The organism is Amycolatopsis sp. NPDC059235, assembly GCF_042754125.1.
GTDB classification, from domain to species: Bacteria; Actinomycetota; Actinomycetes; order Mycobacteriales; family Pseudonocardiaceae; genus Amycolatopsis; species Amycolatopsis albidoflava.
In genome coordinates, this window is sequence record NZ_JBHZAG010000012.1 from 1 (window position 1) to 15,090 (window position 15,090).

General features: G+C 70.1%; 11 protein-coding genes and 1 other RNA gene. 4 read left to right on the forward strand and 8 right to left on the reverse strand.

Annotated elements, in window-relative coordinates:
• Positions 1 to 339 precede the first annotated feature (339 nt).
• Together recR and ACFXI3_RS10920 are read right to left on the reverse strand one after the other, a co-directional pair.
• On the reverse strand, positions 340 to 936 hold the full coding sequence (gene recR, locus ACFXI3_RS10915) for a recombination mediator RecR (protein ID WP_043834546.1): 597 nt from the start codon (positions 934 to 936) through the stop codon (positions 340 to 342).
• A 3-nt stretch (positions 937 to 939) separates the two neighbouring features.
• Positions 940 to 1,296, reverse strand: a complete 357-nt coding sequence (locus tag ACFXI3_RS10920; protein WP_344265967.1) for a YbaB/EbfC family nucleoid-associated protein — start codon at positions 1,294 to 1,296, stop codon at positions 940 to 942.
• A 139-nt stretch (positions 1,297 to 1,435) separates the two neighbouring features.
• Here ACFXI3_RS10920 and ACFXI3_RS10925 point away from each other — a divergent pair, with 139 nt between their 5' ends.
• Positions 1,436 to 2,254 (forward strand): N-acetylmuramoyl-L-alanine amidase, encoded by an 819-nt coding sequence (locus tag ACFXI3_RS10925; protein ID WP_378399481.1) that lies wholly within the window; start codon positions 1,436 to 1,438, stop codon positions 2,252 to 2,254.
• Between the two features lie 105 nt (positions 2,255 to 2,359).
• Positions 2,360 to 5,458 (forward strand): TIM-barrel domain-containing protein, encoded by a 3,099-nt coding sequence (locus ACFXI3_RS10930; RefSeq protein WP_378399393.1) that lies wholly within the window; start codon positions 2,360 to 2,362, stop codon positions 5,456 to 5,458.
• A gap of 238 nt (positions 5,459 to 5,696) precedes the next feature.
• Here ACFXI3_RS10930 and ACFXI3_RS10935 read toward each other — a convergent pair whose 3' ends face one another.
• Positions 5,697 to 7,820 carry a DNA polymerase III subunit gamma and tau gene (locus tag ACFXI3_RS10935; protein ID WP_378399394.1) on the reverse strand — a complete coding sequence of 708 codons (2,124 nt, stop codon included), beginning with the start codon at positions 7,818 to 7,820 and terminating at the stop codon, positions 5,697 to 5,699.
• Positions 7,821 to 7,907: 87 nt separating this feature from the next.
• On the opposite strand from ACFXI3_RS10935, the gene ACFXI3_RS10940 reads away from it, so the two are divergent.
• Positions 7,908 to 8,717, forward strand: coding sequence for a spermidine synthase (locus ACFXI3_RS10940; RefSeq protein ID WP_378399482.1), 810 nt, complete (start codon positions 7,908 to 7,910; stop codon positions 8,715 to 8,717).
• Positions 8,718 to 8,724: 7 nt separating this feature from the next.
• Here ACFXI3_RS10940 and ffs read toward each other — a convergent pair.
• From ffs to ACFXI3_RS10960, 4 genes are all read right to left on the reverse strand, one after another.
• An RNA gene (gene ffs, locus ACFXI3_RS10945) (signal recognition particle sRNA small type) lies at positions 8,725 to 8,824 on the reverse strand.
• A 5-nt stretch (positions 8,825 to 8,829) separates the two neighbouring features.
• On the reverse strand, positions 8,830 to 9,324 hold the full coding sequence (locus tag ACFXI3_RS10950; RefSeq protein ID WP_344265976.1) for an ATP/GTP-binding protein: 495 nt from the start codon (positions 9,322 to 9,324) through the stop codon (positions 8,830 to 8,832).
• A 3-nt stretch (positions 9,325 to 9,327) separates the two neighbouring features.
• Positions 9,328 to 9,747 carry a roadblock/LC7 domain-containing protein gene (locus ACFXI3_RS10955; protein ID WP_009084595.1) on the reverse strand — a complete coding sequence of 140 codons (420 nt, stop codon included), beginning with the start codon at positions 9,745 to 9,747 and terminating at the stop codon, positions 9,328 to 9,330.
• Positions 9,744 to 12,089, reverse strand: coding sequence for an ATP-binding protein (locus tag ACFXI3_RS10960; RefSeq protein ID WP_378399395.1), 2,346 nt, complete (start codon positions 12,087 to 12,089; stop codon positions 9,744 to 9,746). The genes ACFXI3_RS10955 and ACFXI3_RS10960 overlap by 4 nt, the downstream gene beginning before the upstream one ends.
• Positions 12,090 to 12,350: 261 nt before the next feature.
• On the opposite strand from ACFXI3_RS10960, the gene ACFXI3_RS10965 reads away from it, so the two are divergent.
• Positions 12,351 to 13,256, forward strand: a complete 906-nt coding sequence (locus tag ACFXI3_RS10965; protein ID WP_378399396.1) for a serine/threonine dehydratase — start codon at positions 12,351 to 12,353, stop codon at positions 13,254 to 13,256.
• Here ACFXI3_RS10965 and ACFXI3_RS10970 read toward each other — a convergent pair.
• Positions 13,243 to 15,060, reverse strand: coding sequence for an ArnT family glycosyltransferase (locus ACFXI3_RS10970; protein ID WP_378399397.1), 1,818 nt, complete (start codon positions 15,058 to 15,060; stop codon positions 13,243 to 13,245). The genes ACFXI3_RS10965 and ACFXI3_RS10970 overlap by 14 nt on opposite strands.
• Positions 15,061 to 15,090: the final 30 nt, after the last annotated feature.

A 15,090-nucleotide genomic window follows, 5' to 3' on the forward strand; every position in this document is an offset into this window, starting at 1 on the left:
CCCCCGGGCCGGGCGCGCAGCTCCGTCAGACGCCGACTTAAAGGCGATCCCGCCCGCGGCGGCGAAGCCGACGCCAAAAACACAGTTGGCGACCTAACATCAAAACTAGAGCACGCGCCGCCAGCCCCTCGGCACGAAAGCTCACGACCAACCAGGCCATTCCGGCCCACAGTCGTTCGAGGCCAGTCACCAAACCCCTCAGTCCGAGGACCTCGGTGGTCCCTCTCTTCCCACAAAGAAGAACGACCTGACCTTCCCCACCGGCTTCATCGCCCGAGTATCCCAGCACACAAAGAAGGACACGGCACTACGGCCGCGTCCTTCCCTGCCGAAAAGCTCTTACAACGCTCGTCGCCCAGACAGCGCGCGTCCCAAAGTCAACTCATCCGCGAACTCAAGATCCCCGCCCATCGGCAACCCCGACGCCAGCCGCGTCACCGACAGCCCTGGGAAATCGCGCAGCATCCGCACGAGGTAAGTGGCCGTAGCCTCCCCCTCAGTATTCGGATCCGTAGCGATGATGATCTCCCGAACATCAGCCTCGCCGATGCGCTGCAGCAACTGCCGCATCCGCAGCTGCTCCGGCCCGATCCCCGACAACGGATCCAACGCGCCGCCAAGAACGTGATAGCGGCCCTTGAACTCGCGAGTCCGCTCGACCGCCAAGACGTCCTTCGGCTCCTCGACCACGCAGATCACCGTGAGGTCGCGGCGTTCGTCGCGGCAGATCCGGCACGTTTCCTGTTCCGAGACGTTGCCGCAGATCTCGCAGAACTGCACGCCTTCCTTGACCTTGCCCAGCACGTCCTGCAGCCGCGCGATGTCCGCGGGGTCAGCGGCCAGCAGGTGGAACGCGATGCGCTGGGCACTCTTCGGACCGACGCCGGGCAAGCGGCCCAGTTCGTCGATCAGGTCTTGGACGACACCTTCGTACAAGTGTCAGCCGCCGAAGCCGAGGCTGCCGAGGTCCGGCATGCCGCCGCCGAGGCCGCCGGCCAGCGGGCCCAGCTTCTGCTCGGTGAGCTTCTGCGCGCTCGCCGACGCGTCGCGCACCGCGGCGACCACCAGGTCGGCCAGGGTTTCGACGTCTTCCGGGTCGACCACCTTCGGGTCGATGACGAGGCTCTTCAACTGGCTGTCGCCGGACACCGTCGCGGTGACCAGACCGCCGCCCGCGGTGCCGGTGACCTCGGTGTTGGCGAGTTCCTCCTGGGCCTCCACCAGCTTCTGCTGCATCTGCTGGGCCTGCTGCATGATCTGCGACAGGTCGAAGCCGCCGCCGCCGGGTTGCACCATGATCGCACTCGGTCCTTCCGCGTTTGGGTGTTCCTCCCCAGCCTAGCCGCGCGCCCGGCGCGTCCGTCCTGGCGGCACGCGTGTGCTGTGGCACCGTGGTCGCGTGCGAGCGAAGACACTCCCGCTGCTGACCGGCCTGATGCTGCTCACGGCGTGTTCCGGCGGCGGCGAGACGCCTGCTTCACCTGCCGCCGCGCCGACGTCGAACGCCACCAGCTCGGCGGCCCCCAGCCCGAGCCCGCCGTCGAGCCCGCCGCCGGTGTCTTCGAGCCCGCCTTCGACGTCCGCGGCGCCGCCGGTCGGCTCGGGCAAGGTCGTGGTCCTCGATCCCGGCCACAACGGCGGCAACGCCTCGAACCCGGCCGAGATCAACCGGAAGGTGCCCGCCGGGCGCGGGCAGACGAAGCCGTGCAACACCACCGGCACGTCGACCAACGCCGGCTACCCCGAGCACGCGTTCACCTTCGCGGTCGCGCAGGAGGTCGGGAATGCGTTGGCGGCCAAGGGAATCAAGGTCGTCTACACGCGGCAGAACGACTCCGGCGTCGGCCCGTGCGTCGACGAGCGCGCGCAGATCGGCAACAACGCGAACGCCGACGCGGTGGTCTCGATCCACGCCGACGGCTCCACTTCGCCGACCGCGCACGGCTTCCACGTCGCGTACTCAGCGCCGCCGTTGAACGCGGCGCAGGGCGAACCGTCGCTGAAGCTCGCACGCACCATGCGCGACGGAATCCGCGACGACGGCTTCGCCACCTCCACTTACATCGGTTCGGCAGGACTTTCGCCACGAAACGATCTGGCCGGTCTCAACCTGTCGACCCGGCCGTCCGTGCTCGTCGAATGCGGCAACATGCGCAACGCCGACGAGGCCGGGCAGATGTCGTCGGCGGCGGGCCGGGCGCACTACGCGCAGGCCATCGCGAAGGCGATCGAGGCGTACCTGGCCAGCGCCTGACGCAGAGAGCCGAAAGGGCTACTGAGCGGACAGAACACCGGACACCGCCTTCTTTCTTGATCGGTCCCGACTTACCGTCGCTGGGGACTTCTCGAGGAGGCGCCGGTGGCAACATCACTCCGAGGACGACTGGTGCGGCTGCTGGCCGTAACAGCCATGGCGGGCACGCTCGTGTCGACGGGAGTCGCCGAGGCCGCTCCACCGGCGGTCACCGCTGGGCAAGCGCGGTTCGAAGTCCTGTCCCCGACGCTGATCCGGACCGAGTACGCGGGCGACGCCAAGTTCGTCGACGCCGGCACGTTCAACGCGATCGGTCGCGGCAGTTTCCCCAAAACCCCTTACACCGCAACCAAACGCAACGGGTGGCTGACCATCCGGACCAGCGCCGTCCAGTTGCGCTACAAGCTCGACTCCGGCGCGTTTTCCGACGACAACCTGACCGTCCAGCTGCGCACCGGCGGCCAAGACGTCACCGCGCGGCCGTGGGCGGGCAAGCTGACTCCGCTCTGCGCGTTCGGCACGCTCTGCGAGGCCGAACAACTGCAGCTCAACGGCCCGGGCACGGCCAACGACCACCGCGGCTACACGGGCGACGGTTTCGCGGCGGGCTTCATCAATCCCGGCGACAGCCTGGCCTTCCGCGCGACCGCTCCCGGTGATCAGCAACTGGATCTGCGCTACGCCAACGGAACCGGCGGCGACGGCCAGCACACCACGCGCACCCTCAGCGTCCTCGTGGATGGCGCCAACGCACGCACCATCACCCTTCCGGCCACCGCTGACTGGGACACCTGGGCCCTCGCGACCGTGCCGCTCACCCTTCCTGCCGGGCAGCACCAGGTGACCGTCAAGCGCGGCACCGCCGACTCGGGGAACGTCAACATCGACAGCCTCGCCGTGGTCAACACCGGTGCCGCCTACCCGCAGCCCGTGCCGCCCGCACCGACGCCGTGCACCTTCGGCACCCTGTGCGAGGCCGAGCAAGGTGCCCTGTCCGGCGGCGCGCACCCGGCCAGCGACCACGACGGACACTCCGGCAAAGCCTTCCTGGCAGGCATGGAACGAGCCGGTGCGTCCGACGCGCTGACGATCACCGGCGTCCCCACCGACGGTTCCTACAATCTGCAACTCCGCTATGCCGACGCGATCGCCGTATCCGGCCAAACCCAGCCAACCTCGTTGACGCTCCAAACCAACGGCACCTCGAACAACCTCACCCTGCCGTCGACCAGCAGCTGGAATTCGTGGCGCACCAACACAATCCCGGTCAAGCTCAAGGCTGGCACCAACACCGTCACGCTGTCCTGCCCGGACGCGACCTGCCACGTCAACCTCGACACGGTCGCCATCACCGCCTCGCATTCGGCACTGCTGGCCCCGCACGCGCCGCTCGGTGGCTACCGGCGCGGTCTCGACGGCGTGGACGGAAGCGCGGTTTCCGCACCCGGAATCCTTTACCAAGACGGCTGGTCCCTCCTCGACGACACCGCCTCGGCCCTGTACGACCCGAACACCAAGGTCGTCACCCAACGCCCCAGCAGCGAGAGCTACCAGGACGGATACGTCTTCGCCTACGGCCAGGACTACGGCCGCGCTCTGCAGGAGCTGGCCCAGCTGACCGGACCGTCACTGCTGCTTCCCCGCTGGGCCTACGGCGTCTGGTACTCCGAGTACTACGACCGCACGGCCGCCGACTTCCGGCAGACGATCGTGCCCAAGTTCCGCGAACAGCACGTGCCGCTCGACATGCTCGTCGTCGACACCGACTTCAAATCGCCGGACCGGTGGAACGGCTGGGAAATCGACCCGACCCGCTTTCCCGACCCGAAGGCGTTCTTCCAGTGGGCACACGACCAGGGCCTGCACACGTCGCTGAACATCCACCCCAGCATCCGCGGCGACGACCCGCAGTTCCCGGCCGCGCAGGCGACCGCGAAGGGCAAACTCCAGCCCAGCTGCGGAAAGGACTGCTACGTCTTCGACTTCGGCGACCCCGACCAGCTGCGGGCCTACTTCGACCTGCACCGGCCGATGGAGCAGCAGGGCAACGACGTCTGGTGGCTCGATTGGTGTTGCGACGCCTCGAAATCCAGCCTCGCCGGAGTCACCCCGGACGCGTGGATCAACCAGCAGTACGCACAGCGCGGCGGCTTCGCGTTCTCCCGCGCATACGGCTCGCTGCAAGCCGGTGGATACAGCTCGCCGACAGCCGTGCCGACCGGACCGTGGGCCGACAAACGCACCACTCTGCACTTCACCGGTGACACGATTTCCGACTGGGCCACACTGGCTTTCGAGGTCGGCTACACGCCCGGCGAATCCGCGGCGACCGGCCTGGCTTCGATCAGCCACGACATCGGCGGCCACACCGGCGGTTTGCAGCAGCCGGGCACGGAGCCGGGCAGCACGAAACTGCCCGACGACCTGTACGCCCGCTGGGTGCAGCTCGGCACGTTCCAGCCGATCGATCGCCTGCACTCCAACCACAGCGACCGGTTGCCCTGGCAGTACGGAGCCGCTGCGGACGCGTCGGCGACGAAATTCCTTAACCTGCGCGAAAATCTCGTGCCGTACACATACACGCTCGCCCAGCAAGCCACCGCGACCGGGATGCCGATCGTGCGCCCGCTGTACCTGCAATATCCGGACCAGCAGGAGGCGTACGCCCAGGCTGGCGGCGAATACCTGTACGGCCCGGACGTCCTCGTGGCTCCCGCGACCAGCCCGGGCAGCACGGCGACCACGAGCGTCTGGTTCCCGCCGGGCAACGACTGGACGGACTACTTCACCGGCAAGACCTACCGAGGCGGCACCACCGCGCAGATCACCACCGGTTTGGACACGATGCCGGTATTCGTGCGCTCGGGCGGAATCATGGTCACCCGCAGCGGCACCGTTACCGGCGACGGACCGCTCACCGCCGCGACCGCCACCGTGGCTGGCGGCCACAACGGTGCGTTCACTCTCCAGGAGCAGGGCACCTCGACTTCCTTGCGCTACACCGAAAACGCGCACTCGGCGACGCTCGCGATCGGCAGCACGCAGCGGGCGTGGACCGTCCGATTCACCAACGCGACCGCACCGTCCGCGGTGTACGTGGACGGTCGTCGCAGCGGAGCCTGGACCTGGGACGCCGCGACCCGGACGGTGACCGCGCAGACGCCACCGACACAGCACCCGCTGAACGTGCGGCTCGTGCGGTAACTGCCCCGGGCGAGGTCCGTGAGGGGAACCCTGAGGGACTCTGATTCCCTCAGGGTTCCCCTCACGGACGGCAAATCCGCCTGTGGCAAGAGCTGCGGCGGCCAAGGCCACGCGACTCCGCCGCGCATGGCGCTGCCGCCCCAGGTGCCCGGCTTTGGAAGCCAAGTTCGAGAGAGGGCCCCTCGCAGCACGGCCTCGTGAGTGTTGGCGCCGGTTCTAACCGGCACTCACGAGGCGGTCAGTCCAGCGGACGCGCGCCGAGGTGGTCCGACAGGAGCTTGCGCGCGATCTGCTCCGGGTCCTCCTCCGCGGGCGGCGGCGGAGGGGGCGGGACCGGGCTGGAGTCCTCGGAGTAGATGTCGTCGTCCTCGTCCGAGGGCTCGGGCGGGAGCGGGATGTCCGGCTCGCTCGTGGTGACGCGGGGACGGCTCGGCGCTTCCGCCGCGGGCTTCGGCGGGGCCGGAGGCGCGGCGGCGGCCGCCGGGGGCTGGGCCGCCGCGGACGGACGCGTGAACGACCGTTCCGGAGCCGGCGCCGCCGGTTGCTGCCGGGGAGCCTGCCGCGCCGGAGCGGCGGCCGGGGCCGCGCCGTGCACGCAGCGGACCTGCCATTCGCCGCCGAGCACCTCGCTCAGCCCGGCCGCGATCTTGCCCGCGTTGCCCTGGTCGCTCAGCCGCCGGGCGAGCGGTTCGGACTTGTGCGTCAGCGTGACCGCCGACCCGTCGACCTCGGCGACCGCGGCCTGCGTGAGCATGGCTTCGAGCGCGCGACCGCCGGTGAACTTCCGCAGCGACGCCAGCAGTTGCGGCCATTTCTCGCGCACCTTGGCCGCGTCGACGCCGCCCGCCGCCGGGGCTTCCTCCGCGGCCGGAGCAGCCGGAGCCTCCGGCGCGGGAGCGGGAGCAGGCGCGGCGGCGGCCGGAGCAGGTGTTTCGACGGGAGCGGCCGGACGGCTGACCTCCGGACGCGCAGGACGCGCGGGTTCCTCCGCAGCCGGACGAGCCGGTGCCGGGGTCGCGGCCGGTGCCGGTGCGGCGGGAGCTTCCTGAGCCGGACGCTGTGAAGGCCGCTGGAACCGGGCCGGAGCTTCCGCCGGAGCAGCGGCAGCGGCCGGGGCAGATGCGGGACCGGCATTGGGCGCAGGCGCAGGCGCAGGACCAGGGGCGACAGCGGGACCAGCCGGGCCAGCCGGAGCGGGCGCACCAGCCGGACGCCGCTCAAGCCGTTCGATCCGCGCCAGCAAGGCTTTCTCCGCCTCGGTGACCGACGGCAGCAGCATCCGCGCGCAGAGCAGTTCGAGCACGAGCCGCGGCGATGTCGCGCCGCGCATCTCGAGAAGTCCATTGTGGACAATGTCGGCGTAGCGGGACAGCGTGGCCGGGCCGAGCTTCTCGGCCTGCTCGGTCATCCGCTTCAGCTCGTCGTCCGGCGCGGAGACCAGGCCGCGTTCGCCCGCTTCCGGGACCGCGCGCATCAGCAGCAGGTCGCGCAGCCGGTCGAGCAGGTCGGTGGCGAATCGGCGCGGATCGTGTCCGGCGTCGGCGAGCTTCTCGACGGTGCCGAACACTTCGGCGGGATTGTCGTTCGCGAGCCCGTCGACCACCGCGTCGATCAGCGCGGTGTCCGTGACGCCCAGCAGCGCCATCGCCCGCGGATACGTGACGCCTTCCGGGCCGGCGCCGGCGAGCAGCTGGTCCAGCACCGACTGGGTGTCGCGAGCCGAACCGCCGCCGGCGCGGATCACCAGCGGGTACACCGCGGGCTCGACCGTCGCGCCCTCGGCGGCGACGTTGCGCTCCAGCAGTTCCCGCATCGAGTTCGGCGGGATCAGCCGGAACGGATAGTGGTGCGTGCGCGAGCGGATGGTGGTGAGCACCTTGTCCGGCTCGGTGGTGGCGAAGATGAAGATGAGGTGCTCTGGCGGTTCTTCCACGATCTTCAGCAGGGCGTTGAAGCCCTGCGTGGTGACCATGTGCGCCTCGTCGATGATGAACACGCGGTAGCGCGATTCGGCGGGCGCGTAGAACGCCTTGTCCCGCAGTTCGCGGGCGTCGTCCACGCCGCCGTGGCTGGCCGCGTCGAGTTCGGTGACGTCGACGCTGCCGGGGCCTTCCGGCGCGAGCGCGCGGCACGAGTTGCACTCGCCGCACGGATCCGGGGTCGGGCCTTGGGCGCAGTTGAGCGAGCGGGCCATGATCCGCGCGCTCGACGTCTTGCCGCAGCCGCGCGGCCCGGAGAACAGGTACGCGTGGTTGATGCGCCCGGCGGCCAGCGCCGTGCGCAGCGGTTCGGTCACATGCTCCTGGCCGACGACCTCGGCGAAGGTCGCCGGACGGTACTTCCGGTACAGCGCGAGAGCCACGTGCCCGAGACTACAGTGAGCACGGTGAGCCCCTCCCGTTCCGGTCGCGGCCGTGCGCCGAGCGGCCCGCGACCGGGCACTTACCCGGTGCGGTTCGGGACCGCCGAGCTGCTGCGCGACGCCGATCGGCCCAACGCGTGGATGCTTTCGGTGGACGGGGTGGCGCAGTCTTACGTCGATCTGGACGACCCGACGAATCTGGAGTTCGACTACGTGCGCCGGCTCGGCGATCTGGTCGACTTCCTTCCTCCCGGCCCGCTCGACGCGCTGCACGTCGGCGGCGCGGGCTGTTCTCTCCCGCGCTACGTCGCCGCGACCCGGCCGGGTTCGCGGCAGCTGGTGTTCGACGCCGACGAGCCGCTGATCGACCTGGTCCGCGAACATCTTGAGCTGCGCGGCGTCCCGAAGCTGCGGGTCCGGATCGAGGACGGCCGCGCGGGCGTGCGCAGCAGGCACGACGCGACGGCGGACTTGATCGTGATCGACGCCTTCGAACGCGCGACGCTGGCCGGCGGCTTGGCGACCGTCGAATTCGTGACGGACGTCGCCCGCGTGCTGCGGCCGGGCGCCACGATGCTGGCGAATATCTCCGACGGGCCCGGGTTGCGGTTCGCGCGCCGGTTCCTCGCGACGCTGGCGGAAGTGTTTCCGCACGTCGTCCTGCTCGCCGAGCCCAGCGTGCTGCGCGGCCGGCGATTCGGCAATCTCGTGCTGGCCGCCTCGCGGCTCGAACTGCCGACGGCGGAACTGACCCGGCGCGCGGCGTCCTCGCCGTATCCGGCGCGGGTGGTGCACGGGGACGAGCTGCGTCAGCTTCGGGGGAAGGCCGCCCCGGTGTCCGACGCGGAGGAACTGCCCTCGCCGACGCCACCAGACGACGTCCTCGGCCTGTTCTAGGGCACAAAAAAAGCGGGTTCCCCCCGTACCCGCCAGAGCCCGCTTATCCTTGCTGCCTTCCGGCCCTGGGGAAGTTCACAGGGTGGACGCCACGGGGGGTCCCCGCAGACGACTATAGCGGACTCGGTTGCGGCGCCCGCGACCCCCGCGCCACCCCGGCTCCGACGAGGTCGAGGACTTCCCGCACCGACGCCGGGTCGCGGGCGTCGAACGGATGCACCGGGATGCCGTCGCGCACGGTCAGCGCCCAGCGCACGTCGTGCAGCGGCCGGGTGAGCAGGCCGTCGAAGCAGTTCACCCCGACCACGAACGGCAGCCGCAGCCCTTCGACCGCGTCGAGCACCGGGTAGGCGTCGGCGATCCGGCGCGGGTCGACCACCACGAGCACGGCGTCCGCGCCCCGCACGAGGTCCGGCCAGCGGAACCAGAACCGGGCCTGCCCCGGCGCGCCGAACAGGTACCGCCGCCGCTCGCCCTCGCCGAATCTTCCGAAGTCGAGCGCGGCGGTCGTGTCGCCCGCGTCGGTGCGCACCGGCGCGATCTCCGAAACGGCGTGCACCGCCGTCGTTTTCCCGGCTCCGGCCGGGCCAAGCACGAGAATCTTCACGGGTCAGGCGAACGCGGTGTTCTTCAACTCCTCGACCAGCGCGGGGGTAAGGACTTCGGACGCTCGGTTGGCGAACATCGCCATCTCGTAGGCGATCGTGCCGAGGCTGGCCTGTTTGTTGGCCAGCACGCCGAGCGAGCAGCCGATGCTGATGGTGCAGACCACCAGGTAGCCGCGTTCCAGTTCGACCACGACCTTGTCCGGATCGCCGAGCGGATGGCTTTCGGACACGCTCTGGGCCAGCGCGAGCATCGCCGAGCAGGTCGCCGCGAGCCGGTCGGCGTCCGCGCGGTCGAGGTCCTGCGACGCGGCGATCAGCAGCCCGTCGGCGGACACCGCGAGCGCGGCGATCGCGCCGGCGGTGTGCAGCGCGAAGCGGTTGACCAGCCAGTTGAAGTTCTGCGCGGCGGCGGGAACGGTCATGATCCTCCTTGATCGGCCTGCTGAGCGGTGACTTGCTGTGCTTTGGCGACGCCGTCGGAAAACGAGTCGAAGGTGGCCCGCTCGGCAGCCGGATCGCGCAATTCGCGGCGCGGCAACGGGGTGCGGACGATCTGCGGCAGTTTGAGCCCGGGGGCCAACTGGGCACCGGGGACGCGGCGGTAGACGCCGTCGCGGGATTCCGGCTGCACCACGGTGAACTGGTGAGTCGGGGACGGGTCCGTGACGTCCTGCGCTTCCGAAGTGTCCTTTTCGGACTCTTCAGTTTCCTCCGGCTCGTCGGGCAGTTCCAGCGTTCCGGCGCGCGAGGCGAACTCCGGTTCCGCGTCCGGCCATTCCGGCGTCTCGGCCTGCTCCGGCTCTTCGGTTTCGGGCTCCGGCGGGTCGATGAACCACCGGAACCCGGCCGGAGTCGGCGCGGACAGTGCGGCGATCGCGGGCGCGGGCAGCAGCACCGGACGCGGATCCGGCACCTGTCCCGGTTCGAAAAGCCCTGGCCCGCGACGGAAATCGACGTCGCGGGTGAACAGCGCCTGCGGTACCGAGACCTTTGCCGTCACGCCGCCGTCCGGAGTGGACTCCAGCTCGACGCGCAGCGAATGCCGCTGGGCGAGCCGTCCGACCACGGCCAGGCCGAGCTGCTGTCCGGACGCCGCGTCGACCGGTTCGGCGAGCCGCCGGTTCTCCTGCGCCAACCGTTCCTCGGACAGCCCGACGCCGTGATCGGCGATGCGCACCAGCAGATCGCCGGACGGCTGGAACTCCGTCGAGATCTCGACCGCGGATTCCGGCGGCGAGAACGCGGCGGCGTTTTCCAGCAGCTCGGCGAACAGCAGCACCAGGTCGATCCCCAGCGACGGCGCGAGCAGCGCCTCGGCCGGGTCGTCGAGCCGGATCCGGGATTCGTCGTCGATTTCCGCGGCGGCCGAACGCAACGCGGTGGCCAGTTCGATCGGACCGCCGACCCGGGTTTCGTCCCGGTTTCCGGTCACCACAAGCAGATCGTCGGCAGTGCGGCGCAGCCGGAGCGCGGCGTGCTCCACTCGATGCAGCCCAGCGAGCAACACCGGATCATCCGCGCCGCGCGTCAATTCCTCGACCACCGTGCGCTGGCCCGCGACCAGGTTCTGCGTGCGCTTGGCGGCTCCGACGAGCAGCTGGACACCGGCGCGGCGTGCGTTCGCCTGCTCGGTGACCGCTTCCGCCGCGGAACCGCGGAGCCGGTTGAACGCGGCGGCCAGCTCGGCCAATTCGCCGCCGGTTCCGGCGTCGAGAGCGGGCAGCAACGGTTGCGGCGGACCCGATTCCGGCTCGGCGACCTGAACCAATTCAGCGGCAGCGAGGTCGGCGGTCGAGCGCGCTTGCGTGCTGAGCCGACGCAGCGGCCGGACGACGGATCGCGCGGCCAGCACGGACAATGCGGCAACCAGTCCGAAAAGGACAATCGCGGCGCCGCCGATGAGGAACGCCGTCCGGGTCGCGCTGGACGCCTTCGCGGCAGCGGCGTCGGCGATCGCACCGGAGAGCCGGGCTTCCACTGCGCCGCGCTGATCGGCGAGTTGTGTACCGGCAGTGACCACATCGGACACAAACTGCCGGTCTTGCCGCGGCGCGGCGGCCAGCCGGTCCAGCTGTTGAGCCGTCGCCCCAGTCTCGACCACGGCGAGCTGTGCCGCGTCCTGGTTCCCGGCCAACCGGGCGAACTGTTCTCCGTAGACGGCAGCGCGCTGACCTGCGCGATCAGCTCCGGTGGACGCGATCAGCGCGGTCGCCCTTGCCGCTCGCTGCTCGTCCGCGCGCAGCAGTGCGTCGAGGGCGTTGAGCTGCCGAGCGCCGGTACCGTCCGAAGTGGCCAGTCCCAGCGCGTCGATCACCCCAATGGACAGGGAATCGTAGCCAGACGCCACATCGGCTACGGAAACCTGACGATTGAGCGAGTTTTGCCGCAGTTTCGACAGTGCTCCACCCGAGCTGACCAGGCTGTCCGCGACGCCGTGCGCCGCGCCGTCCACCGCCTGCCGCTGCCGGACAAGCTCCGTATTAGTGGCCGACGGAGCAGCGACAAAAGCCGCGGTGAGCAGGCTTTCCCGCTGCAACTGTCCAACCAGGCCGCCCGCCCGCTGCGCCCGGGCCGCGGCGTCCGAAGTGGTCGCGGCCGTCGACGCGGCGGTGACCTGGGCAAAGACGAGCGGAACCGCCGCCGCCAAGACCAGGACCAGCGGAGCTACGACCACCACGGTCACTCGCGCTTGCACAGTGCGGATCCCGAGGCGGTCGAGCAGCCGCGCAGCGGATTCGTGCGACCGGGCCGAGCCGTCGCGCATCCACGTCACCTTCCGTTCCCGAGGAGTCCCGACGAGACCGAGGCGTGGAGTGCACCGAACGGGGACACCCGCAGGACGCTACTACTCTCAGTAGTACTTGTCGCGGTACGCACATGGTCGGACACCCCACGTCTGCGCAGAGCTTAGCGAGATCCGCAAGATCTAGACAATGCCCTCTTGTACCGTGTCGCGCCCTGACACGCTGGGGTTTTCCCGGCGAGCGGCACGCACGCCGGTACGCCCGAGAGGACAATGGCCGATATGCCCGCCATGCCTGTCGCCGCCGACGTCGCCGCTGCCCATCTGCGCCTCCGACCACACGTCCGGTGGACGCCGCTGTTACGCACCGAAATCGACGGTCGTCCGCTCGTCCTGAAGCTGGAGCACCTCCAGTGGTCCGGTTCGTTCAAGCTCCGCGGCGCGGTAAACGCCCTGCTCAGCGGTCCTAAGCCGAAGCGAGTGGTCACGGCGTCGGGCGGCAATCACGGCCTCGGCGTCGCCACCGCCGCGCAGGCGCTGGGCATTCCCGCCGTCGTCTACGTGCCGGAGTCCGTGCCCGACGCGAAGGCCGCCGGCATCGAAGCGGCGGGCGCGAAGCTCATCCGGCATGGCACGGCCTACGCCGAAGCCGCGGCAGCCGCGCTGGCGGTCGCCGAGGAACCCGGCACCCGCTACCTGCACGCGTACGACGACGCCGACGTGATCGCTGGTCAAGGAACCGCGACCGCGGAGATCGTGGCCGACGCTCCGGACGTCGACGCCATCGCCGTCGCGGTGGGCGGCGGCGGGCTGGCGTCCGGCGCGACGCTGGCGTCCGGCGGCCGCCAGGTGTTCGCGGTGGAGCCGGAGCACTGCCAGGCGCTGCATGCCGCCCTCGCCGCGGGCGAGCCGGTGGACGTCACGATCGACTCGGTCGCCGCTTCCGCGCTCGGCGCGACTCGGGTCGGCGAGCTGGCGTTCGGCCTCCTCAACTCGCCGTCCGTCACGTCCGTGCTGGTGTCCGACGCCGAGATCCTCGCCGCGCGCGACCTGCTGTGGCGCGACTTCCGGCTCGTGGTCGAACCCGCCGCCGCGGCACCGCTGGCCGCCTGGCTCGCCGGGCGCGTCCCGGCCGAGCTGCCGTGTTTTGTCTTGTGCGGAGCCAATATCTCGGTCAGCTTTGAGTGAGGTCGTACACCTTCGCACCGCCGACCGTGGTGGCGCGGAAGTGCTGCTCGACCCAGCTCGTGATCTTCCCCGAGGTGCCGCGGCTGCCGCCAGGGCCGCCGCGGCCGCCCCGCGAGGCGACGACGAAATAGTGGATGTCGCCGCTCGTCACGTACTGCTGGAATTGCGCGAGCGTCGGCGCGGGATCACTGCCGCTGAAGCCGCCGACCGCGAGCACCGGTTTGCCGCTGTCCAGAGCCAGCCCGGCGGCCTGCATCGCACCGGTTTCGGCGGCGGCCCACTTAGTCGTCGTGTTCTCCAGCAGCCGGTTAAGCTCCACATTGGACTGTTGGGGCCCGCCGAAACTGGTGCGGCCCTTGTGCTGGCTTTGCGGCCCGGACGCCGGACTTCCGCCGGTGTGCGCCGTCGACGCGGTAGCCACCGTGAAAGACGCCATCCCGAACAGTGCAGCCATGATCGCCAGCGCCGCGACGGCTCGGCGTGCAGTCCCGATCAGCAGCGCGACCACGCCTAGAACGCCGAGCACCAGCACGGTGTACCGCACCCACGGCTGCCAGTTCGGAGTCCGGTGCAGCAGCACGAAACTCCACGCGACAGTCGCCGCCAGCATCACCGCGAGCACCACTCGCGGGGCCAGGTGTGCGCGGCCGCGCCACAGTTCGGTCGCGGAAATCGCTACGGTGGCGGCGATTCCCGGCGCGAGCGCGACCGTGTAGTACGGGTGGATGATCCCGCTCATGTAGCTGAACACGAGCGTGCTGATCACCGTCCAGGCGCCCCACAGCAGCAACGCCGCCCGCGCGGGGTCAGTGCGCGGCGCTCGGCGGGTGAACCACAATCCGGCCACGAGCCCGATCAACGCCGCGGGCAACAGCCAGGACGCCTCGCCGCCGAATTGCTGAGTGAACAACCGAGTCAAGCCCGTCTGGCCGCCAAAGCCATGCTCAGCGCCGGGAAACTCCGGCAATTTCGGTTTCGCGTCCCCGCCGTGCGACTGTCCGAAAATCCGGCCGAGTCCGTTGTACCCGAAGGCCAATTCCAGCACGCTGTTGTTCGTCGACCCGCTGATGTACGGCCGATCCGCCACCGGCCACAACGCCACCGCGAGCACCCACCAGCCCGCGGAAACCACCACCGCGCCGGCCGCGGCGAGCAGTTGCCACACCCGCCGCCCCAGCGAAGTCGGCGCAGCGACCGCGTACGCGAGCACGAACGCAGGCAACACCAGGAACGCCTGCAGCATCTTGTCGAGGAACCCGAAGCCGATCGCGACGCCCGCCAGCAGCAACCACTTCGTGCTCGCGTTTTCCAGCGCCCGCACCAGGAAATAACCGCCCGCGACGAGCAGCAGCACCAGGAACGCGTCCGGATTGTTGAACCGGAACATCAACGCGGCCACCGGAGTGAGCGCGAGCAACGACCCCGCCAGGATCCCGGCCACCGGACCGGAAAGCCGCCGCACCGCCAGATACAGCAGCCCGACCGAGCCCACGCCCGCCAGCGCGTCCGGCGCCAGCATGCTCCAACTGGAGAATCCGAAGATCCGCCCGGACAATCCCATCATCCACAGAGAAAGCGGCGGTTTGTCGACGGTGACCACGTTGCCCGGATCGAGCGAGCCGAAGAACCACGCTTTCCAGTCCCACGTGCCCGCCTGCACGGCCATCGCGTAGAAGTCGTTGCCCCAACCGGAAATCGCGACATTGGCGAGATAGAGCGCGGCCGTGCCGAGCAGCAACACCGCGACCGCGGGGCGAACCCAGCGTGGCGTGCCCACCGAGGCGGGCGCGTCGACAATCGTCATGCCCGCAATTCTCACGGCCCGGGCTGTGCG

Coding starts and splice junctions, on each gene's coding strand:
- ACFXI3_RS10920 (WP_344265967.1), bottom strand. CDS start 1,296: ATGGTGCAACCCGGCGGCGGCGGCTTCGACCTGTCGCAGATCATGCAG.
- ACFXI3_RS10925 (WP_378399481.1), top strand. CDS start 1,436: ATGCTGCTCACGGCGTGTTCCGGCGGCGGCGAGACGCCTGCTTCACCT.
- ACFXI3_RS10955 (WP_009084595.1), bottom strand. CDS start 9,747: ATGACCGTTCCCGCCGCCGCGCAGAACTTCAACTGGCTGGTCAACCGC.
- ACFXI3_RS10960 (WP_378399395.1), bottom strand. CDS start 12,089: ATGCGCGACGGCTCGGCCCGGTCGCACGAATCCGCTGCGCGGCTGCTC.
- ACFXI3_RS10965 (WP_378399396.1), top strand. CDS start 12,351: ATGCCCGCCATGCCTGTCGCCGCCGACGTCGCCGCTGCCCATCTGCGC.
- ACFXI3_RS10970 (WP_378399397.1), bottom strand. CDS start 15,060: ATGACGATTGTCGACGCGCCCGCCTCGGTGGGCACGCCACGCTGGGTT.